Raw genomic sequence first — 22,079 nt, forward strand, 5'->3', positions numbered from 1 at the left:
GCCCATGCCCAGGGCGCAGGTCTTGCAGGCGTTGCGCGAGCGCAGCGCCCGCAGCATGCGCCACACCCCGCCCGCGGCGCGGGCCTTCCTGATCGTGTACCAGATGGCGGGCCAGCCGCCTGCGGCGGAAGGACGATGCATGTCCAAGAGCGTACCAGACGGGATCGGATCGTGAACCCCATGAAACGCGGAACCGCCGCCAGCGAGGGACACACCCTCCGGCTCCAACACTGGCACGTCCGACCGACCGGCTGTACGATGCCCATCATGATTCGTTCACGGCGGCGGACAGGTTGGTCGCTCCTTCATGCGTGGGTTCCGGCGGGGCTGGCGGCAATCTGGGTCGTCGGGCTGGGCGGCTGCGCCTCCAACTCCGGGCCCGAAGTGGTGATGGTGGACGGCTCGCGCTACGCCGAGGCCTTCGACGCCGCCGTCGAAGCCGCCCGGCGCGAGGGCATGCCCGCCACCCTGCGCGATCGGCGGTCAGGCGTCATCGAGACGGACGCCCGGCCCTCCGGCAGCATCTTCGAGCCGTGGAAGGCAGACGCCGCGTCCTCCACGCAGGCGTGGGAGCAGACGCTGCACTTTGAGCGGCGACGGGTGCGCTTCGAGTTCGCCCCCGCCGACCAGCCCCCGGTCGCGTTGACGCCGGACCAGCCCCTGACCGGGGCGGACCCATCCGGCGCGGCGGATGCGCCCATCGACCTGACCACGCACGCGGGGCCCCTGCGACTGGTGGCGATCGTCACCATCGAACGGCACTACCGCACGGGCGACCGCCGTTCCACGTGGTCGCGTCGGATTTCGTCCCAGTTCACCTACGGCCCCGGCGACGCCGACGCGACGCGACCCAACGCCTTCTGGACGCCCGTGGCCCGCGACGAAGCGTATGAGCGGCGCATTCTGGCGACGGTGGAGAAGATGCTCGGCTCGGGCGGGTGACGGACGACGACAAGAAACGCCGCAACAGCGCGGACGTTCCCAGGAGCGCGGGGGTTTTCCGTGGCGCGGGGGATTCCCAGTGGCGCGGGCGTCCCGCCCGCGATCCTCAGTTCTGACTGGTGGACGACGCTTCCCCTGACTCCGGACCCACGCGCTCGCGCAACGCCCTGGCGCGCTCCAGCAGCGCCGCGGGGTCGTCGCTCTTTGGAGGCAGTTCGTAGTGCCAGTGGATGCGCGCGTGCGGCTCGCCCGGCGCCGCTTCGGCGATCAGGTCCAGACCGATTGTGTCCCACCACGGGGCGCGGGCCTTGCCCATCGTCACCAGCGGCTCGCGATCCGGGTGGACCAGACGCACGTCGTAATCGCCGTAGTAGAGGAAGTCCACTTCAACAGGCGTGCGCCCGACCTCGGTGTCGTTGAGGTACACCAGCGCGCCTTCCGGCTCGGACGTGATGAAGATGGTGCGGCGGACGCAGCCCATCGAACTGGCCAACGCCAACGAGGCGAGCATCGCCGGACAGATCAACCTCAATGCGAACCAGGAGACGGGCATGGGTGGATTGTACCAGATCATCGCGGGGGGCGGGCGAATCAGCCAGCCGCCGTACACTCCCCCATGCCGGTTCGCGACCTGGAGTTCATCTTCCTCGGCACGGGAACCAGCGCGGGGGTGCCCATCATCGCCTGCGACTGCGAGGTCTGCCGCTCGCCCGACCCGCGTGACAAGCGCACCCGCTGCGGGGCGTGCCTGCGCTTCACCGACGGCAACGGCCAGCCCCGCGTCATCCTCATCGACGCCACGCCCGATCTGCGCGAGCAGGCGCTGCGTCACAAGCTCCACCGCTGCGACGCCATCGTCTTTACGCACAACCATGTGGACCACACCTTCGGACTGGATGAAGTCCGGCGCTTCAACGCGGTGATGCGCGCCCCCATCGACATCCACGCCGACGGCCACACCATGGAGACGCTTCACCGCATCTACCGGCATATCTTCGAGCGCGACCGCAACATCAACGACTCGTTCGTCGCCACGCTTCTGCCTCACCTGATCGACCCGGCGACGCCCATCATGCTGCACGGGCTGCGCTTCACGCCGCTCAACCTGCTGCATGGGCGGCTGCCGGTGCTGGGATTCCGCATCGAGTCGGTCGATGCGGCGGATGACGCCGGACACAGGTCGATCCTGCCGCTGGCGTACTGCACGGATGTGTCGGCCATTCCGCCCGAGACCTGGCCGCGCCTCACGGGGTTGCGCACGCTGGTGCTGGACATGCTGCGCTACCGCGCCCACGCCACGCACATGACGGTGGACGAGGCGATCGACGCCGCCACGCGCATCGGGGCCGGTCGAACCTACTTCACGCACATGACGCACGACATCCGTCACGCCGACCTCGATCCGAAACTGCCCGAGGGGATGTCGCTGGCGTACGACGGGTTGACTCTGCGCGGCGGGTGACGCCGTGTCCGGTGTGCCACGGCCGTCCCGGCCGTGCGAGCGCGAAAAGAGACTCCGACGAAAGAAGCGGTCCTGACGTGAGCCGACCCGCGCGGCGGATCAGCCGCGATGTCGGACGCAACTGCACGACCGCACGGCTCACAGAGCCGTGGCACACGAAGTCCCGGCGTCACCCGTTACACGCCCGTTGCGCACGGCTCGCCTGCGGCTCCGTATGTTCTTTCGCAGGAGCGATCAGCTTCGATCGCCCGCCTGGCTTCATCTGACCATTTCCACGGAGCAGCCGGATGACACGTTTCGCCCCCTTCCGTCGTTTCCGGACGTTGACTTCCGCCCTGGCTCTCTCGGGGGCGATGCTCGCCGGGCCTGTGGTTGCGGCCCAGTACACCGCCGAACCGCCCGCGTCGTGGGGCGGCGCCTCGCACGTCATCATGCCGCAGACGCGCAGCTTCGCCATTCACAACCGGCACGGGCGCCGCGCGGCGGTGATCATCGAGAAGATCGACGCGCTCGTGCGCATCCGCGAGCAGACGGCGGCCACCACGCTCGACATCCGCCTCGTCAACACGTCAAATGCAAGGCAGGAATCCATCCTGCTGCTGCCCATCCCGGGCGACGCGGCGGTCAGCGACTTCATGTTCGAGGGCCCCGCCGCCGAGCCCACGGTGCAGATTCTCCGCGCCGACGAGGCCCGCCGCGTCTACGACCAGATCGTCGCCCAGATGCGCGACCCCGCGCTGCTGGAGTTCGCCGGGTACAACCTGATCCGCTCCAGCGTCTTTCCCGTGGAGCCCAATGGCACGCAGCGCATCCGGCTGACCTACGAGACGATCCTGGAGGGCGACGGCAATCGCTTCGATTATCTGCTGCCGCGCAGCGAGTCGCTCCTCGCCACCGTGCCGTGGAACATCACCGTCGATGTGCAGGCGACCACGCCGATCTCGATGGTCTACTCGCCCAGCCATGCGCTGAAGGAAGATCGCCAGAGCGCCCGGCATGTGCGGCTCTCGACCACCGCGGAATCCGCCACCGCGCCAGGGGCGTTCCGGCTTTCCTACCTGCTGGAGCGCGACGGCGTGACGGCGACGCTCTTCGCCTATCCCGACCCCAAGGTCGGGGGCGGGTACTTCCTCCTGCTCGCCGGGCTGCCCGCCACGGTGGACGCCGAGCGGCAGGCCATCAAGCGCGAGGTGACGCTGGTGCTCGACCGCTCCGGCTCGATGGCCGGGCGCAAGATGGACCAGGTGCGAGCCGCCGCGCTGCAGATCGTCGAGGCCCTCGGCGAGGGCGAGCACTTCAATATCATCGACTACGCCACCCGCGCCGAGCGATTCGCCGAGCGCCCCGTGGCCCGCACCGCAGCCAATGTGCTGAAGGCCCGCGAGTATCTCGAATCCCTGCGCCCGATCGGGGGCACGAACATCCATGACGCGCTGGTGGAGGCGCTGCGTCAACCGCCCACGGCCGGCACGCTTCCCATCGTGCTCTTCCTCACCGACGGTCTGCCCACGGTGGGGCAGACGTCCGAGGTGCGCATCCGTGAACTGGTGGAGCAGCACAACGAGCACCGTCGCCGCGTGTTCACCTTCGGCGTGGGCACGGATGTCAACGTGCCGCTGCTGGACCGGCTGGCCGACGTTTCCCGCGCCCGCACCACATACATCCTGCCGGATGAGGACGTGGAGGTGAAGGTCGGGCAGGTCTTCCGCCGCCTCTACGGGCCGGTGCTGTCGGACCTGTCGCTCACCACGCGCGGCAAGGACGGGCAGCCCTCCACCGCGCTGCTGCGCGAGTTGATCCCCGGCGCGCTGCCCGACGTGTTCGAGGGCGACCAGATCGTGCTGCTCGGCCAGTACCGCGAGAACCAGCCGGTCACGTTTGAGCTGGCCGGCAACTTCCTGGGCCGCCAGCGCACCTTCACGTTCTCATTCAACTTCGACGAGGCGACGACGAAGAACGCCTTCGTGCCGCGGCTGTGGGCGGCGCGCCGCATCGCGTGGCTGGTGGATGAAATCCGCCAGGCAGGCGCGGCCACACCCGGCACGCCGCTCTCCTCCAACACCGCGATCCTCTCCGACGCCCGCTACAAGGAACTGATCGACGAGATCGTTCGGCTCTCCACCGAGTTCGGCATCCTCAGCGAGTACACGGCCTTCCTGGCCACCGAGGGGGCCAACCTGGGCGACTGGGAGAACCTCGTCGAGGCCTGCCGCTTTGAGCTGGACACCAAGGCCATTCGCACCCGATCGGGTCTGGCCGCGGTGAGCCAGGGACAGAACCTGATCGAGGGCAAGCAGCAGTTGCAGCTGAAGGCCGACAACCGCTACTGGAACGCCCAGATGGAGAGCGTGACCATCACCACCTGCCAGCAGATGAACGACAAGGCGTTCTTCAAGCGCGGGCAGACCTGGGTGGACGCGCAGATCGTGGCCAGCCGCGGCGCCATCGAGCCGCAGCGCACCGTCGAGTTCGGCAGCGACGAGCACTTCGACATCGTGCGCGACCTGATCGCGCAGAACCGCCAGGGATGCGCCTCGCTGGATGGCGACATCCTGCTGCACCACAACGGCCAGATCGTGCTGATTCGCCGCACCGACAACTGACCATCAAGAACCAACAACCGATCACCGACAACCCACTCCAAGGAACTCCCCATGTCACGCACCCTTCTCACCACGTCGCTCTTCGCCGGCATTCTCTCGCTCGGCTGCCCCACCTTCGTCCATACGCAGGAATCGGTTCGCGTGCGCGAGAAGGAGCGGGCCGGCGACGACGCCCTCAGGCAGCGCGTCGTGGAGCTGGCGATCTGCCTCGACACCAGCGGCTCGATGGACGGACTGATCGACGCGGCGCGGCAGAAACTCTGGTCGATCGTCAATGACCTGGCCCTGGCCACCCCCGCGCCGAAACTCCGCGTGGCCCTGATCACCTACGGCAACACGGGCCACCCGGCGGAGAACGGCTGGGTTCACGTGCAGACCGGCTTCACTGAAGACCTCGACAAGGTGTCGGAGCTGCTCTTCGGGCTCACCACCAACGGCGGCGATGAGTACGTGGGCCGCGTGGTGCAGACCGCGGTGCAGGAACTGGACTGGAACCCCTCGGACGACGCCCTCAAGATCATCTTCGTGGCCGGCAACGAGTCGGCGGACCAGGATCCCAAGGCGTCCTTCCGCGACCAGTGCCGCGCCGCCATCGCCAGGGGCATCATGGTCAACCCCATCTACTGCGTGTACGGCAGCGATGCGCCGGATGTGGCTTCCGGCTGGCGCGAGATCGCCTCGCTGGCGGACGGCCAGTACGCCGCCATCGACCAGCAGAACGGCACGGTGGTGATCGAGACGCCCTACGACGCGGCGCTCTCCATGCTCTCTTCCGCCGTCAACGCCACGTACATTCCCTTCGGCGCCCAGGGGCAGGCGGGCTGGGCCAACCAGATGCGCCAGGACGCCAACGCCCAGACGCTCAACACCGAAGCCGCCGCCCAGCGCGCCCAGACCAAGGGCGGCGCCATGTACCACTGCTCGTGGGATCTGGTGGACGCCTGCAGCAGGCAGGAGATCAAGCTCGCCGAGGTGAAGGACGAGGATCTGCCCGTCAATATGCGCGCCATGACCGCTGGGCAGCGTCAGGCGTACCTCGACGAGATGCAGACCGCCCGCGCCGCCATCCAGAAGCAGATCACCGACCTGACCACGCAGCGCCAGGCATGGGTGACCGAGTGGCAGAAGCGCCAGGCGGTGGACGAGAGCAGGAGCTTCGACTTCGCGGTGCGCAACATCGTGCGCGAGCAGGCGGCGGCCCGCGGGTTCTCCTTCAAGTCCGATGCCGCCGAGCCGAAGACGGAGCCCGGCGAGCCGATGAAGCCGGTGGACCTGGGCTCGGCGCACCTGTTCGTCAAGATCGCCGGACGGTGGATCGACACCGTTCACGCCAACGAGTTCATGCAGCTGGAGCGTGACGGCAAGGCGGGCGAGATCAAGCCCATCGAACGCGGCACCCCCGAGTACGACGCCGTGCTCAAGCAGCTGCCCCAGACGCATCAGGCCGCCGCGACCGCACTGGACGCGGAAGCAGTGGTGCGCGTGGGCGAGACGTGGCATCGGTTGGCGCCGGCGGCGAAACAGCAGGACGAGGCCGCCACGACCGCTGGACGCGTGGCGGCGATCCAGCCGACCTCGACATCAACTGACATTCGCATGTCAACCGACATCGCCGACCCCGCCGCGCGAGCGGACGTGGAGAAACGCTTCGTCGCGGTGGACGGCGTGTGGGTGGACAAGCGCCTCGCCGATCAGTACCGCGCCGACCCGCGTCATGCCCAGCGGGAGTACGGGATGGGGTATCCCGTGATGGCCATCTACCTCGATCCCGCGTTCGAGACGGCGTTGAGAACGCTGGATGCGGAGTACGCCGCGGTCATCCGCAAGGCGTTCGCACACGTCTCCGGCAACGTCATCGTGATCGCGATCGTCGATGGCAAGCCGGTCGCCTTCGTCGATCTGCGGTGCTGACACGCCGGGTTCTCCCTGCGCGTCCGTGGTGTGCTCCTTCCATCGGGCGGCGCGGCGTGAACCGTCGCGCCGCCCGGCTTCACGTACACTTGAGAGGCCGTCACCCGTCAGCACGTGGTGCTCGGAACTCGGAACTCCATCAGCCCTTCTCCCCCCATGCCTCCCCGCCAGACCATTCTCGTCGTTGAGGATGACGCCCCGATCCGGCGCGGGCTGGTGGACGCCCTCACCTTCGCGGGCTATCGCGTGCAGGAATGCGCGGACGGCGCCAGGGCCGTGGACGCCGCGGTGGAAGGCGGACCGGACCTGGTGCTGCTGGACGTGCTGCTGCCGGGGCGCACCGGCTTCGAGATTCTCGGCGACCTGCGCCGCATCGACCCCACGCTGCCGGTCATCATGGTGACGGCCAAGGGATCGGAGCATGACCGCGTGCAGGGGCTGTCCGGCGGGGCGGATGACTACGTGGTCAAGCCCTTCAGTCCGCGCGAACTGCTGGCCCGCATCGAGGCGGTGCTGCGCCGATCGCCCGAGCGCGGCACGGATGTGAGCCGCCTGCGACTCAACGGACGGTCCATTGATCTCAACCGGCGCGAGGTCGCCCTGCCCGGGGGCGAGCGGCGTCAACTTTCCGAGCGCGAGGCGTCCATCCTGCGCTATCTCGCGGTTCACCGCACGCGGGCCGTCGATCGTGACGAACTGCTTCACCGCGTCTGGGGCCTGGACCCGCGCGGTCTGGCCACCCGCACGGTGGACATGCACGTCGCCCGCCTGCGCGAGAAGGTGGACGACGGCGAGGGCGAGGCGTTCATCCTCACCGTGCGAGCCAAGGGCTACATGCTCGCCGAGGGCGTGGAGGTTCAGGTCGCCGCCCGTGGAGGAACGCCGTGACGCGGGCGCGAGGCACGCCCCGCACCGGCCGACGCTGGTGGATCGTCTACGCCCTGTGCGTGGCGCTCCTGCTGAGCGCAATGGCCGGCGTCTCGCTGCTGGTGCTGCGCATCGAGCGTCAGGCGACGCTCGCCGGGGCCGAGGCGGATCGCCAGGCGGTGCTGCGCCTGGCCCTGTGGCGCATGGACTCGTGGCTTTCGCCGCGCCTGGGGCGCGAGGCGGCAAGGCCCTACTTCGAGTACCTGGCGTTCTACTCCAACGACACCGCGTACACGCGGTATCTGAGCGAGATTCCGCCTGGCGACGTGCTCACGCCCTCGCCGCTGCTTTCGTTCGAGAGCGACTACATCCTGCTGCACTTCCAGATCGCCCCGGACGGTGGCGTGACGTCGCCCCAGGTGCCCACGGGCAACGAATTGGACCTGTGGCAATCGAAGAACGACTCCGATGCGCTGCTGGCGAAGTCGGGACTGCTCGAACGGGTGCGCGGACTGGTGCAGGCCAACGACGTGTTCATCGCCTGCCGCGTGCAGGAGTCATTCGTCACCTCGGCCGCGCCGCCCATTCCACCGGCGCCGCCCGGAGCGCCGGGGGCGGAGACGGGCGCGTACTGGTCGCTTCCCCCGCAGCAGCGCGGCCAGCAGCAGGTGCAGCAGGCGCTCAACCAGGCCGAGTTTCAGAAGCGCAGTGAAGCCAGCCAGCGGGCCCGGCAGCTGGAGGAGCCCTCGCAGGTCGGGCTGAGCAACCTGCAGTGGCTGGATCAGCAGCGCGGATCGATCAACGCCTCAACGGACGACGCGATCTCCATCGGCCCGCTGGTGGCGGTGTGGGCTCAGCGCGCGGCGACAACGGGCGAGGCGCTCCCCGGGTCCGTCGAGCCGGAGTTGTTGTTCATGCGCCGCGTCACGGTGAATGGGACGGACCTGTTCCAGGGCTTTCTCGCCGACTGGCCCCGCATCCGTGCGGCGTTGATCGAGGAAGCCAGCGACCTGGTGCCGGGCATCGGGCTGACGCCGGTGCTCGAACCGTCGCACGATTCCGCGACGGGCGTCCGCGGCGCCGCGGAGAGCGCCAGCACTCCGTGGATGCTGGCCTCGATTCCCGCGGTGGTGGAAGCCCCGCCCGCGCCGTCCGTGTCGTCGCCGCTGCTCTCGCCGGCACGGGGCACGCTGGCGCTGGCGTGGGCGGCGGTGCTGCTCGCCGCGCTGGCCGCGGGGTTGACGCTGCGCTCGGTCATCGACTTCGGCGCCCGCCGGAGCCGCTTCGCCTCGGCGGTGACGCACGAACTGCGCACGCCCCTGACCACCTTCCGCATGTACTCGGAAATGCTCGCGGAAGGCATGGTGAACGACCCCGCCCGCCAGGCCGAGTATCACCGCACGCTGCGGGACGAATCCGCCCGTCTGGCGGGGCTGGTCGAGAACGTGCTGGCCTACGCCCAGGTGGAGGACGGTCGAGCCGACCGTCGGCTGGAGACGCTCACCCTTCACTCGTTGATCGATCGGCATCGCTCCGCGCTGGAGCGCCGGGCCCTCGAGTGCGGCGCCACGCTCATGGTGTCGATCGAAGGATCGTCGGATTCCACCTCGGAAGCCCGCACGTTCGCGACCGATGCCGACGCGATCGGGCAGATCCTCGTCAACCTGGTGGACAACGCCTGCAAGTACGGCCTCACGGCGGATGCCGCGGCGATCATCACTCTGACCGCCCGACTGGAGAGCCAGCGACTCGTGATCTCGGTGCGCGACCACGGCCGGGGGGTCCACCCCGGCATGGCCAGGCGAATCTTCGAGCCGTTCGACCGCGGCGCCATCGAACCCGGCGCCCCGACGCCGGGCGTCGGGCTGGGGCTGGCGCTCTCGCGCGAACTGGCCCACGCGCTGGGCGGACGTCTGACGCTTGAACCAACGCCCGATGGAGGGCGTGGAGCGCTCTTCCGGCTGACCGTGCCCGTGGTCGGGTAACGCGGGTCGGATCAGTTCTCTTCCGAAATCGACCCCGTCATGGGGGCGATGACGAGGGTCAGCGTCCGATTGTCCACGGTCAGGGTGATGCGCGGCGAGGCGCTGAAGTCCACCAGCCCGCCCGAGGCGTCGAAGGCCACGGTCTCGCCCGGCATGTTCTGCACGCTCACGCCGATGTCGCCCACCGACGCGGCGCGGCCCTGCCCGAAGGTCACGTCATAGGGCTGATTTGTCCCCGGTCGATTCAGGGGCGCGTCCGGCGCGCTGGCGTAGGCCAGCCAGTAGCGCGACTTCGCCGCGTCGAACCGCACGACGACGGGATTGTCCGGATGGCTGATCGAAAGCACCTGGGCGTACTCGACATCGGAAATCAGAATGCTCGCGGCCCCGCGGAGACGGAGCACGGCGTCGTCCGTGAGTCGAGGCAGCACCACGGCGGCGGTGACGGCGATGATCGCCACCACGACCAGCACCTCCACCAGCGTGAAGGCCCGGCGATGGGCGAGCGTCATGATGGCTGCGTAGCGCGTTGTCACGGAAGAGGGTCCTGAATCCGATCCGCGGGCGTGGGAAGGCGCTGGTCGATCGCTCCCGGACATCAGAGGCCGTCCGCGGCGCGCTGGAGCCGCCCGGACTCGGAGCGCACGCTCTGCTGGGCCGCCCCCGTCACCATGAACTGCGTGACGCCCAGGTTGCCGCCGGTACGCTCGAAGATGTACAGCAGCTCCGATTCCGCCAGGGCGTAGTTGCCCGCGACGATGGCGTCCGCCGCGTTCGTCGCGCGGGCGGCCAGATCGTTGCGCCGCGTGGTGCGCTGCAGCACGTTCGAGCCGGTGAACTGGGCGGTGTCGAAGGCGCCGATCCTGGCGGCAAGCGCGCGGCTGTCGGCCTCGACGCGCTGCGGCGTCTGCTTCCAGTCGGTCCCGCGCCCCTCCCAGGCGCCCAGCGTCAGACCGGCCGACTCGATCGTCACATCGACCGGGATGGGACGCTCCGTGGGCACGCCGGGCACGGTCGGATCGTCCGTCTGCGCATCAACCGACCCCAGCAGGCCGGTCAGGCCCTTGACCACCACCCCCTCCAGTGTGGAGGCGGCGAGCATGGAGACGTCATCCATCGAGGCCAGCGTCTTGAAGGTGAACTTCACCTTCTGATCCGGCCCGTACACCTTGCTGCGCGGGTTGGTGTAGCCCCGTCCCGTGTTCATGGACGGGTCGTGGAACAGGCCCGACGCGCCGTTCAGCGTCAGACCGTTCACCACCGCGTTGCCGTACAGCGCCGCGTTGTCCGACAGGGTGACGGCGGCGGAGGGCGCGTACAGGCGACCCTTGAAAAGGGTGTCGCCGGTCAGCTGCCAGACGCGCCCGTCGCTCAGCAGCGAATCAATCGAGAACATGATCAGGCGCGAGGGATTCATGTACCCCGCCTGGCCGCGCTTGACCGACTCGTTCCAGCCGCCGGCGTCGCCGAAGTAGCCGGACGTGATCGTCACATCGTCGCCCACGAACAGGGCCAGCACGGTGGCGTCGCCCTTCATCACGATGCCGCCCTTGTTGATGTTCACGTCGCCCCACACCACCAGGCGCGGCTTGCCGGAATCGACCACGATTCGCGCCTGGTCGCCCAGCGTCAGATCCTTCTCCGACACCACCGCGATGTTGCCCTGCAGCACCAGTTCACCGCTGGATTGAACCGTGATGGAGTCGTATCGCTGCGAACTGCTGAGCACGGTCTTTCCGCCAGCGGGGACCGTGAGCGTGGGGTACAGGGGCAGCGTCGGCGCCAGGACGCCCGGCCCCGGCGGCGCGGGGACGACCACGTTGTCAGTCAGGCGCAGATCCTGCACCTTCGACCCGTTGCTGACGCTCAACAGCGACCCGGAGGCGGCGGGACCGGCGAACACCGTGGTGTCGATGGGCGTCGCCTGGCCCGACACGCTGACCGAACCGGCGGACGTCGCCGTGGTGCCGACGGGCACGCGCGGACGCTTGTCCGACAGCAGCGCGGCGCCCCAGCGGGCGACGCTGGCCTGGTCGGCGATCTTCATCTCGCGCGTGACGAACGCGCCGAACTCGCCCAGATCCAGGTCCACCGTGGTTTCCTCGCCCACGGGAACCGTGGCCACCGCGCGCGTCACGCGCGTCACCCCGCTGCTGACCGCGGTCGAGGTGAGCTGCACGTGGCGGGTCGTCTCCGTCGGGGGCAGCCCGGTTTCCAGGTCCAGCAGGTCAAGCGTGACCAGCGCCGCGCCCACGGGGTGATCGGCGAACAGCGTGCCGTTGACATGCCTGGTGCGCCAGTCCTTTTCGGTCTGCAGGATGACCACGGCGTACTCCATGCCGGATTCCGACGCCCAGCGGGCGGCGGACGCCTCGGCGACGTTGGCGCCGATGGCGCCGGAGTTGTCCCGGCTCGCCAGGTACGCGGTGGCCAGCAGCGTGCCGGTGACCAGCGCGATGACGATGAGCAGCATGGCCACCCCGCGCCGGGAAACGACCTGTCGATGTCGTCGGGTGTGCGTCATCATGCACCTCATTTCACGGGCGGTTCGTGCAGCCGGATCGACTCGGAGACGCGCACCTGCTGCGCACCCGACTCGGCGGCGAAGGACAGCAGAAACGACGCCAGCCGCGCCGAAAGCGGATTGGCGTGATCGATGGCGATTTCAACCGATTCCAGTCCGTCCACCAGCCGCGTCATGGCGACGTAGCCCAGGTCGTCATAGAAGTTGAGCACCGCGTTCCAGTCGGCGTTGGCGGCGTACTCCTGGTCCGCCTGATCGCATTGCAGGTCCGTCCACTCGTCGGGGAACCGGACGTAGAGCACGTCATAGCCGCCGCCGGCGGGGTCATAGAGAATCCACCGGACTTCGCTGGCGTGGACCGTGCCGCTCTCACGCGAGTCGCGCAGCCAGAGCACCAGGTCGGTCGCGGAGGCCGAAAGAATGCAACGGCTGCCCGCCACATACGCGCCCAGCCGGCCCGAGGCGGCGGAGGCCCGCACCATCGTGCCGCGCACGTCCTGCCGCGTCTCCACGCCCGCGGCGATGGCGGCCATCATGCTGGCGATGGCGCCCGAGATCATCACCGTGATCGTGAGCGCCAGCATCAGCTCGATCAGCGTCAGGCCGCGACGGGTTGGATGAACGACGTGGAACATGGTGGATCAGTGAAGGACGAAGGACTGTGTGCTGAGTCGTTCCGAGTTCCGAGCGCCTTGATGCCCGGCGCCTGCAGTCCTACGCCTGCGGCTCCGGCACGAAACGCTCCAGGGTCACCAGGGTGTTTCCGACGCCGTCGAACGCGCGGACGCGAATCGTCACGCCCCGGATGTTCACGTCCGGCGGGTTGAAGCTGCGGAAGGTGTTGATGATGGTCGCCTCGCGCCCCACGCCGTCGAACGCGGGTGGCATGGCGTCGCCTCGCTCGTCGATCATGTCGCCGGCCGGCTCGTGGTGACCATTCCACTTGGGCAGATCGGCGTACGGCAGGGCCGCAAGACGAGCCATCAGGGCGTCCGCGGCGAGGGCCGCGGCGATGCGCTGCTGGGCCTCGAAGGCCTGCTGCTGACCGGCCACCACCGCCGCCGTCACCGCGGTGACGATGCCCAGCAGGATCGAGGAGGCGATCAGGGCCTCGATCAGCGTGAACCCGCGAGGGTCGGAAGCGCCGCCTCGCCGCCGGGTGGCGCGGCGCGGCGACTGTCGCCGGGTTGGCGTGACGGGGATCATCATCTCATTCATCGAATCCGCGTGCGGGCGGATCGACCCGCCACGACCAAAGCAGGCCGCGCGGAGCCATCCGACGCCGCCAGAGTCCGCGCAGGTTTTCCAATTGCGCGATGGGGGTCCGAGAACCCCCGCTGGTCAGTGCGCCGGGTCGGGGCGATAATCCCGCCATGCCCTGGCTGCTTTATCGCTACGTGCTCGGCGAGCTGCTGCGGACGATTCTGCTGGCCACCGGCGTGCTGGTGGCGGTGATCGCCTTCGGCGCCACCGTCAAGCCGCTGGCCTCGGGCAAACTCGCCCCCGTGGACGTGGCCAAGTACGTGGCCCTGGCCATCGTGCCCATGCTGCAGTTCGCCCTGCCCTTCGCGGCGGGGTTCGGCTCGACCATCGTGATGCATCGCCTGGTGACTGACAACGAGGTGCTGGCCTGCGCCGCCAGCGGGGTGAGCTACCGACGCTTCCTGCTCCCCGTCCTCGGGCTGGGGCTGGCCATCACGCTGCTCCTGCTGGTGCTGGTGTACTTCGTGGTGCCGCGCTTCTGGGTGCTGATGCAGCGGGCGGTGACCGAGGACATCGCGCGACTGTTCGACCGCGCCGTGGACGAGCGCGGCGCGTTCGTGCTGGGAAACCTGCAGATTTACGCCGAGGGGCTGGACATCATTCCCAATCCGCCCGACACCGGCGCCAGCAAGCGGCTGGTGCTGCGCCGCGTGGCGGCGGCGGAACTGAACGACGCGGGCGAGATCGTCACCGACGTCACCGCCCGCAGCGCGGTCGTGGACATTCACGAGCGACGGGAAGGATCGTTCCTCATGCTGGCGCTCGAGGACGCGGTGGCGTTCAACCGGCAGGATGGCAGTCTGGCCCGGATCGAGGTGATCGCGCCGCAGCGGCCGATCCTGCTTCCCGAGACGCTGGTGGACAAGCCCAAGTTCATGTCGCTGGGGCAGATTCTGCAGGTGCGGCGCGATCGCGACGGCTACCGCGAGGTGAAGCGACGCAAGCAGCAGCTGGCCGACGCCCTGACCCGCCATGCGACGATGGAGATGCTGCGCGAAGGCGTCGCGGCCGGCTCCGTCGAGTTCACGGAGCTTCACGGCGCGGGGCGATACGTGGTCCGAGCCGATCGCATCCAGGGCGGCACGCTCACCCGCGCGGGCGCGGCCCCGGTGGAAGTCGTCGAGTACGAGGGAGAACGCGAGGTGCGCCGACTGGCCTGCGCCGCCGCCAGCGTCACGCTGACTCAGACCGATCCCCTCGGGCTGCGACTGGGCCTGCTGCTCCGTGACTGCCTGGAGACGCGCCCGAATGACGCCGGCATGCCCCCCATCCGACGCGCCGAGGTGGCCATCGTGGACCTTCGGCCTCCCGGCGACGCGGCGTCCGAACTCGAAGCCCTGCCCTCCGCCGAACTGCTCGCCCGCGCCGCGCAACCAGCCCGCACGGACCGCGAGGTGGCGGGCGCGGTGCGACAGGTGGAGTTCGAGCTGGCCGACCTCGGCTACGAAACGGCGGCGCGTCTCCACCAGCGCGCCGCCCTGGCCACGACCGGCCTGCTGCTCGTGATGCTCGGCTCGCTGCTGGCCCTCGTGATGCGGAACACCCTGCCCCTCACCATCTATCTGCTGGCCTTCCTGCCCTCCATCCTCGACATGCTCCTCATCTCGGGAGGTGAACAGACCATCCGCGACAACAACCTCACGGTCGGCGCCGCGGTCATGTGGTCGGGCAACGCGCTGCTGGCGGCGCTGTCGATCCTGGCGTATCTGCGCTTGAGGAGGAACTAGACATCAGGCATCGGGCGTCCAGTCGCTCGGAACACCCCTGCACTCAGTCCCCGGACCGTTCTCCCCCGTGACACTCATCGACCGCCATCTGATCCGACGCTTCCTCGCGAACTTCGCGATCCTGTTCACGCTGGTGTACCTGCTGGCGACGGCGATCGACCTGATCCTGCAGCTCGACGAGTTCATGCAGGCGGTGGAGCGGATGAAGGGAAAGGACCCCGGCGTGGTCACCACCGTCAGCACGCTGGCCGGACTGGTGTGGGAGTTTCACGGCCCGCGCGTCTTTCAGTTGTTCGCCTATCTGCTGGGCGTGCTGTCCGTCGGGGCGGCGTCGTTCACCCTGGCGCAGATGCTGCGTCACCGCGAGACGGTGGCCCTGCTCGCCTCGGGCATGTCGCTCTACCGGCTGGCGTGGCCCCTCGTCATGGCGGCGTTCGGGCTGAACCTGCTGCACGTGGTCAACAGCAACGTCATTCTGCCCTCGATGGCGCCGCTGCTGATCCGCAGCCACGGCGACCTGGGACGCGAGGGCGTCGCCGCGTTTCCCGTGCCCTTCACCGCCGACCGCAACGGTGCGCTGCTCCACGCCCCGGCGTTTCATCGGGATCGCGCCGCCCTGGAGCGACCCACCATCCTGGTGCGCGACGCCCTGGGGCGCACCTCCACCCGCATCACCGCCGACGAGGCGACCTGGGACGCGGCGCAGGGCGCCTGGCGGCTGGCCAACGGACGAACCCAGACCCTGCGGGCCGAGCCGGGCGCTCAGCGCGACATCGTCGAGCACGGGACGGCGGAACTCTTCCCGACCGATCTCACGCCGCAGGTGCTGGTGGTGCGCCGCTACGCCGAGTTCGCGCAGATGCTCAGCCCGTCGCAGATCGGGGAACTGATGCGCGCCTCGGCGTCGGTGGATCAGGCCGCCCTCGCCCGCATCCGCTACGGACGGTACGCGGTGGTCTTCACCAACCTGCTGCTGCTGCTGCTCTGCCTGCCGTTCTTCCTGCTTCGGCTTCCCGGGAACCTGCTGCCCGCCAGCGTGAAATGCGCCGGCACGGCGGTGAGCGTGATGCTGGGTTCATTCATCCTGATGGAAGTACCGCTGGCGGGCATTCCCGCGGCGGCGGGCGTGTTCATGCCGGTGGCGATTCTGATTCCGCTCGCTCTGGCGCATCTGAGCTTCGTGCGGACGTGACGCCTTGCCGGATGTCGGACGAGCCGCGCTGACCGAACAACCCAGGGCCGAACGGCCGCGGCGCGCGGGGGCTCACCCCATCACCTTGCCCTCCGGCGGGCCCTGCTTCAGCACCTCCTGCTTCCAGGCATCGGGGCCCTTGATGACCTCGTTCGCGCCCATCGGCATCGACAGATGCACCGTGGCGGCGAACGCCAGCTCCGTCGCCCCCGAGGCCTCAACCACGCCCGGCGTGAACTCCTGCGCCCAGTCCACCGCGAACATGCCGACCCGGCCGCCTTCGCGGGACCGAAGCCGCTGACCTTGGGCGCGGGGGAAGCGCGCCACCGCGGCCAGCTGCACCGGCACGGTGGTCCCTTGCAGGTGGCGCGGCACGCCGATGGGCTGGTGGATGGCCCCGAACTCGCCGCCGTTCACCTTGAAGATGAACCGCAGGTCGCGCATGCCCTTGCGAACCACGAAACTGTCCCTGGGCGGACGCACATGGATGATGACCTGCGCGTAGTTGGCGAATCGGTTCATGTAGTGGAGCGTGAGTTGCGCCTGTCCCTTCTCCGCCTGACGCACCGACAGATGAAACGCCACGCCGTCCACCTCGTGGTAGTTCGAGCCGACCACCTCGCCCAGGTCGTCGGGCATCCGGTCCTCCACGTAGAGCGCGTACCACACGAAGCCGCCCAGCACCGCGGCGGCGAGAAGCGGCACGTATCGATGCATCCACGCGCCCGACGAGGACTGGTCAAAGACGAACCAGCCGAGAAACGCCCAGATCACCGCCACGATGAGCAGGATGATCAGGATCAGGTTGCGGGTCTCGTGCATGTCGCGCTCCACCATGCGTCGCCGACTCGTTCATCCCACCTCCGGAACCCACCCCCGGAATGCACCCCCCGGAACCCATCCTCGGACTGCGACGCCCGGAACTGAGCCCGTCGCAGCGGGGATTATCGCGGATTTTTCCCTGATCCGCCACCGGGCCTCGTATCATCGAATGATCGGCGACGCCGGACGCCATCGTGAGGCGCTGGCGAGCGGCGCATCAGGAGGCAACCATGATCCTGCAGCGATTCGACGTGCCGGGGCTGGCCCACTATTCCTACGCCGTGGGCTGCGAGAAGACGGGACAGATGGCGATCGTCGATCCCGAGCGGAACATCGAGCGGTATCTCGACTTTGCTCGACGGAACGGCGCCCGCGTCACCCACGTGCTCGAGACGCACATCCACGCCGACTACGCCAGCGGGGCGCGGGAACTCTCGGAGAAGACCGGCGCGCCGGTGTTCGCCTCGACGTACGACGTGGGCGAAACGTTCACCGTCGCATTTCCCCACACCGATGTGCGCGACGGCGACGTGTTCGACCTCGGCTCCGTCCGCCTCAAGGCCCTTCACACGCCCGGACACACGCCGGAGCACCTGGCGTTCCTGGTCTATGACCTGGCCTCGCACCCGGACGTGCCCGCCGTCATGCTGTCGGGCGACTTCCTCTTCGTCGGCTCGCTGGGACGGCCTGACCTGCTGGGCGAGGATCAGAAACTCGCCCTCGCCCGCGGCATGTTCCGCACCGTGCGCGACAAACTGAAGGGGCTGCCCGACTCGCTTGAGATCCTTCCCGCGCACGGCGCGGGGTCGATGTGCGGGTCGGGGATGAGCGGCGAGGCATCCTCCACCCTCGGCGCTGAGCGACTGAGCAACCCGTATCTCGATCCCACGCTGGACGAGGACACGTTCGTCAAGCGGCTGCTCGGCACCGTGCCCGTGTTCCCGCCCTACTACCGGCGGATGAAGCGGTTCAACTCCGAAGGCCACGCCCGGCCCGCCAGCGTGCTCTCGCCGCCCGCGCTGCCCGTGGCGGACTTCGCCAGCCGGCTGGAGGCGGGCGCGGTCGTCATCGACACGCGCGATCAGGTGACGTTCGGTGCGGGTCACGTGCCCGGCGCCATCGGCATCGGCGCGGGCTCCGGACTGGCGGTGTGGGCCTCGTGGCTCGTACCCTACGAGAAGCCCCTGCTGCTCGTGACGCGCGACGCACGCGAGGCGGCGGACGCCGCGGCGGGACTGGCCCGCGTGGGACTCGACGGCGTGATCGGCCACCTGCAGGGCGGCTTCGAAGCGTGGACCAAGTCCGGCAAGCCGGTGGCGATGCTCCCGCAGGTCTCGCCGCGCGATCTGCACCGACGCCTGACCGGGGGCGAACCCATCACCGTGGTGGATGTGCGCGCCCCGGGCGAATGGAACGCCGGCCACGTGGAAGGCGCGGTCCACCTGTTCGGCGGAACGATCACCGACCACCTGGGCGAACTGCCCGACAAGGCCGCGCCGGTCGCGGTGATGTGCGGCGGCGGATACCGCTCCACCGCCGTCGCCAGCGTGCTGGCGCGCCACGGGTTCACCAATCTCCTCAACGTCACGGGCGGCATGGGCGCGTGGATGCAGCAGGGCCTGCCCACCACGGGCGCCGCGCTCGCCTGCGCCGGGTGAAACAACCTGACTGATCCGTCATCCAACATCCAGGGGGCGCGTACGCCCGCCCGAAGGTGAAGGAGAACCGCCATGTCCACCATGACCGCTCCCGACACGACGAAGCCCGCCGCCACGCCGCACAAGACGGAACTCACGCCCGCGGAGGCCAAGGCCATGCTCGACCGGGGCGAAGCGGTGCTGATCGACGTGCGCGAACCGATGGAGCACGCCCGCGAGCGCATCGAAGGCGCGCGTCTGCTTCCCTTGGGGAAACTGTGCGCCGAAGCCGTCGGCGACACGGGCGGCTGCCGCGTCATCCTGCACTGCGCCAGCGGCAACCGTTCGGGCCAGGGTGTGCGGAAACTGCTCGAGGAGCATGGCGTGCAGGTATCGCACGTGACGGGCGGCATCGCCGGATGGAAGCAGGCCGGGCTGCCCACCGTGGTCAACCGCAAGGCGCCGCTGCCCATCATGCGGCAGGTGCAGATGGTCGCGGGCGGCCTAGTCCTCACCGGCGTCGTGCTGGGCGCGCTGATCAACCCGTGGTTCAACGCGCTGGCGGGGTTCGTCGGCGCCGGACTGTTCTTCGCGGGCGCCTCCGGCTGGTGCGGCATGGCCATGCTGCTGGCGAAGATGCCGTGGAACCGGGTATGACGTGATGAAGCGCCGGCTCGCATGAGGTTTATAACGACTCTTTCGCCCTTGTTGTGCGCCACGGCTGTATCAGCCGTGCGAACGGCCCGCGTCGCCCGCACGGTCGATACGTCTGCGGCGCACACTGACACGGTCGTGGCTCGCCGCGTCATCCGCTCATACCATCACGCATGGCCAGCCGCTGGATACCCATGACCTCGTTCGCCTTCACGCTGCCCAACCGCTCGGGTGAGCTGGCGTCGTTCGCCGACCGCCTGCACCGGGCGGGGGTGAACCTGCTGGGGCTGTGGGGCTACGCGCATGGCGAGGAGTTGCCCCACCTTTCGTGTGTGCCGGAGTCGCCCGACGCCTTTCGCAAGTTCGCCCGGAGCGAGGGACTGGAGTGCGAGGAAGGCCGCACGCTCTACCTGATCGCCGACGACCGCCCCGGCGCGCTGCGTCTGATGCTGCAGCGCATCGCCGACTCGGGGGCCAACGTCGAGGCCATCGAGTGCACCTCGGTCGGGGCGCGCTTCGGCTGCTTCGTATGGGCGGATGACGCCCATTTTGACACGCTGGCGCAGGCGCTGGCGTGAGAGGACTTCGCCGGTCATCCAGCCGCGCCCACCAGGCGCTCCAGTCAATAATCCCAGCCCAACACACCGTCTCGCGTGTTGTGGAGGCGCTGGTTGCCACGATCGGACCCACGCAGGTAGGGATTCTCAACCGGTTCGGATGCCTGCGACGGCACATGCGACGCGACATGCCCGTCCACGAAGAGCATCGGCACGGATTCGGCGATGTCCGGACCGCTCCGCTCGATCGGCTGACGCAGGAAGGTTGCTTCGCGATCCCACATGAGCACTTTGCGCGAGGGATGACGGACCTCCGAGGTTCGTGTGGGGCGAAGCAGGGCGCCGAGCGTCGGCGTTGAAACGCTCCAGAGTTCGGGCCGAGCAATGAAGGAGTGGCTGAACTCGTAGGAGGTCGGGTGACCGCAGTTGGGTTGATCGATCGATCTCGCGGCGCCGGGTGAGTGCATGACGCCGAAGTGCTGCTCCCAGGAAATCGTCGCCCCGACGATCATGGGCCAGTTGATCGCAGCACTCCAGTGGCCGAACTGAATCCTCACCCCTCCGCATCCGAGAGGGTATGAACGCGACTCATCCGGGAACGGATAGGCCTGATCGTGGTTCGAGGCGTACTGCTCGATCAGCGCGCTGATGGTGCGAAGATTGGAACTGCTCGCGCTCCTCCCCGCGGCGCGACGAACTCCTGCCAGCGCGGGGAGCAGGATGGCCGCGAGCAGAGCCACCACACCCAGCACAACCACCAGTTCTGTCAGCGTGAATGCTCTGTGCGATCGTTTCATGGCAGCACACTCCACGATGTTGCCGCGGGATCAAAGGGGGGGAAACGCGACCGCCACTTCATTGGGTACGTCATACACGGTCATCTTGTACATGAGCCAGTCTGAGCCGTCAGGCAACCTGACGAACCACAGGCCCCATCGACCGGGGAACACCACCTCGTGTCCGAGACGGTGCCGGCCTCGAATCTCCGCCGGAAGCACGACCTCGAAGATCGTGAATCCACCTTCCTCGGGATTCTCGGGGAGGCCGGCGATCCGGCCCGGCCGATGAGCGGTTGACGATACCGGCTCGTGAACTTCCTGAACCCGACCGTCAAGGAATCGAGGTCGAATGACGAGTGAGCCAAGATCGAGCCGGGCGCCAGCGAACGTCGCGCGCGTCGCGCGCCAGACTTCCTCCAGGCGCCCGGAAGTCGACATCAGGCGATCCGGAAGTGCCGTGATCCGCTCGTGGCGCTCCACGTGACTCATCAGGCGGCTCACGTCGCCGGACCAGTACACCGCCAACTCGTCGAGGAAACTCGAAGACAGCGCGTTCACCTCGTCCCTGGTCAGCGCGGCGTCTCCTTCGATCCTGAGCGATGACCGATCAAACCGGTCTCGAATACGTTGGATGGCGGCATCAATGCTTTCATCCGCCGAGAGGGTCGTGTCGTATGCGACGTCCTCTCCGATCCGTGTCGCATCGCTGCGAGACGGCCACATCGTGCGAACCGCCAGCGCGACGATCACAACGACAACCCCCGTGCCAAGAACCGGCACCATCCAGCGCCTGCCCTCGACGGACGCTCGGGTCATTGCATCGGCCCTTTCATGAAGCGTGCGACTGCGGCTGGGTGACTGCCGAACCTGAGGAGCCGCGACGGGGTTAGAACTGACAGCAGAATGCCTGAATGGCGAGAATGCAATCGTTGTTGCCGCGCTGGACGTTGCAGCAGCAATACGCCGTCGGCGGGCAGCTGATGGAGTGCGAGAGTGCGACGCCCTGACAGGTTTCCGACGCCGATGCCGAGCACGTGCAAGTGCTGCTGCCGGGATCCTGCGCCTGAGCACCAACTGCTGACCAGATTGACAATGCGGTCAGCGCGAACATGGCAAGACCGGCGATCGTCATCCTCAAGGCGTGACGTGTGATT

The 22,079-nt window shown here is 68.4% G+C and carries 19 protein-coding genes; 11 read left to right on the forward strand and 8 right to left on the reverse strand.

All coding sequences use genetic code 11. The annotated features are described in order from the left end of the window. Window positions 1–267 precede the first annotated feature (267 nt). Entirely contained in the window at window positions 268–942 is a 675-nt protein-coding gene (locus HRU76_05725; GenBank protein ID QOJ17101.1) for a hypothetical protein, read from the forward strand. A 106-nt stretch (window positions 943–1,048) separates the two neighbouring features. On the opposite strand, the gene HRU76_05730 is transcribed toward HRU76_05725, so the two are convergent. Continuing rightward, complete coding sequence (locus HRU76_05730) at window positions 1,049–1,495, reverse strand: PEGA domain-containing protein (GenBank protein QOJ17102.1); 447 nt, start codon at window positions 1,493–1,495, stop codon at window positions 1,049–1,051. Between the two features lie 63 nt (window positions 1,496–1,558). Between HRU76_05730 and HRU76_05735 the strand changes: the two genes are divergently transcribed. The 5 genes from HRU76_05735 to HRU76_05755 all read left to right on the forward strand — a co-directional run bounded on the left by HRU76_05735 (window position 1,559) and on the right by HRU76_05755 (window position 9,770). Further along, the gene (locus HRU76_05735) at window positions 1,559–2,404 is read left to right on the forward strand and encodes an MBL fold metallo-hydrolase (GenBank protein ID QOJ17103.1); all 846 of its coding nucleotides are present in this window, start codon (window positions 1,559–1,561) and stop codon (window positions 2,402–2,404) included. Between the two features lie 287 nt (window positions 2,405–2,691). Then, the gene (locus HRU76_05740) at window positions 2,692–5,007 is read left to right on the forward strand and encodes a VWA domain-containing protein (protein ID QOJ17104.1); all 2,316 of its coding nucleotides are present in this window, start codon (window positions 2,692–2,694) and stop codon (window positions 5,005–5,007) included. A 51-nt stretch (window positions 5,008–5,058) separates the two neighbouring features. Next, the gene (locus tag HRU76_05745) at window positions 5,059–6,918 is read left to right on the forward strand and encodes a VWA domain-containing protein (GenBank protein QOJ17105.1); all 1,860 of its coding nucleotides are present in this window, start codon (window positions 5,059–5,061) and stop codon (window positions 6,916–6,918) included. Between the two features lie 156 nt (window positions 6,919–7,074). After that, window positions 7,075–7,806, forward strand: a complete 732-nt coding sequence (locus HRU76_05750; GenBank protein QOJ17106.1) for a response regulator transcription factor — start codon at window positions 7,075–7,077, stop codon at window positions 7,804–7,806. Then, on the forward strand, window positions 7,803–9,770 hold the full coding sequence (locus tag HRU76_05755; protein QOJ17107.1) for a HAMP domain-containing histidine kinase: 1,968 nt from the start codon (window positions 7,803–7,805) through the stop codon (window positions 9,768–9,770). The genes HRU76_05750 and HRU76_05755 overlap by 4 nt, the downstream gene beginning before the upstream one ends. Before the next feature lie 11 nt (window positions 9,771–9,781). On the opposite strand, the gene HRU76_05760 is transcribed toward HRU76_05755, so the two are convergent. From HRU76_05760 to HRU76_05775, 4 genes are all read right to left on the reverse strand, one after another. Beyond that, entirely contained in the window at window positions 9,782–10,306 is a 525-nt protein-coding gene (locus tag HRU76_05760) for a prepilin-type N-terminal cleavage/methylation domain-containing protein (GenBank protein ID QOJ17108.1), read from the reverse strand. A 62-nt stretch (window positions 10,307–10,368) separates the two neighbouring features. Continuing rightward, entirely contained in the window at window positions 10,369–12,297 is a 1,929-nt protein-coding gene (locus HRU76_05765) for a hypothetical protein (GenBank protein ID QOJ17109.1), read from the reverse strand. 5 nt (window positions 12,298–12,302) lie between these two features. Further along, window positions 12,303–12,929: a hypothetical protein gene (locus tag HRU76_05770; protein QOJ17110.1), complete on the reverse strand. Its 627-nt coding sequence runs from the start codon at window positions 12,927–12,929 to the stop codon at window positions 12,303–12,305. 79 nt (window positions 12,930–13,008) lie between these two features. Then, on the reverse strand, window positions 13,009–13,503 hold the full coding sequence (locus HRU76_05775) for a prepilin-type N-terminal cleavage/methylation domain-containing protein (protein ID QOJ17111.1): 495 nt from the start codon (window positions 13,501–13,503) through the stop codon (window positions 13,009–13,011). Between the two features lie 164 nt (window positions 13,504–13,667). Between HRU76_05775 and HRU76_05780 the strand changes: the two genes are divergently transcribed. Next, the gene (locus HRU76_05780; protein QOJ17112.1) at window positions 13,668–15,284 is read left to right on the forward strand and encodes an LptF/LptG family permease; all 1,617 of its coding nucleotides are present in this window, start codon (window positions 13,668–13,670) and stop codon (window positions 15,282–15,284) included. A 67-nt stretch (window positions 15,285–15,351) separates the two neighbouring features. Further along, entirely contained in the window at window positions 15,352–16,476 is a 1,125-nt protein-coding gene (locus HRU76_05785) for an LptF/LptG family permease (protein ID QOJ17113.1), read from the forward strand. Between the two features lie 72 nt (window positions 16,477–16,548). On the opposite strand, the gene HRU76_05790 is transcribed toward HRU76_05785, so the two are convergent. Further along, a complete protein-coding gene (locus HRU76_05790) occupies window positions 16,549–17,298 on the reverse strand; it encodes a hypothetical protein (protein QOJ17114.1) in 750 nt (249 codons plus the stop codon). A gap of 230 nt (window positions 17,299–17,528) precedes the next feature. Between HRU76_05790 and HRU76_05795 the strand changes: the two genes are divergently transcribed. The 3 genes from HRU76_05795 to HRU76_05805 all read left to right on the forward strand — a co-directional run bounded on the left by HRU76_05795 (window position 17,529) and on the right by HRU76_05805 (window position 20,167). Further along, complete coding sequence (locus tag HRU76_05795; GenBank protein QOJ17115.1) at window positions 17,529–18,956, forward strand: MBL fold metallo-hydrolase; 1,428 nt, start codon at window positions 17,529–17,531, stop codon at window positions 18,954–18,956. A gap of 81 nt (window positions 18,957–19,037) precedes the next feature. Next, window positions 19,038–19,592, forward strand: a complete 555-nt coding sequence (locus HRU76_05800) for a rhodanese-like domain-containing protein (GenBank protein ID QOJ19120.1) — start codon at window positions 19,038–19,040, stop codon at window positions 19,590–19,592. Between the two features lie 170 nt (window positions 19,593–19,762). Beyond that, entirely contained in the window at window positions 19,763–20,167 is a 405-nt protein-coding gene (locus HRU76_05805; protein ID QOJ17116.1) for a hypothetical protein, read from the forward strand. Window positions 20,168–20,211: 44 nt separating this feature from the next. On the opposite strand, the gene HRU76_05810 is transcribed toward HRU76_05805, so the two are convergent. Together HRU76_05810 and HRU76_05815 are read right to left on the reverse strand one after the other, a co-directional pair. Continuing rightward, window positions 20,212–20,943 carry a prepilin-type N-terminal cleavage/methylation domain-containing protein gene (locus HRU76_05810; protein ID QOJ17117.1) on the reverse strand — a complete coding sequence of 244 codons (732 nt, stop codon included), beginning with the start codon at window positions 20,941–20,943 and terminating at the stop codon, window positions 20,212–20,214. 30 nt (window positions 20,944–20,973) lie between these two features. Next, window positions 20,974–21,996: a hypothetical protein gene (locus tag HRU76_05815; protein ID QOJ17118.1), complete on the reverse strand. Its 1,023-nt coding sequence runs from the start codon at window positions 21,994–21,996 to the stop codon at window positions 20,974–20,976. Window positions 21,997–22,079: the final 83 nt, after the last annotated feature.

This window comes from Phycisphaeraceae bacterium (assembly GCA_015709595.1).
Classification (GTDB): Bacteria; Planctomycetota; Phycisphaerae; order Phycisphaerales; family SM1A02; genus CAADGA01.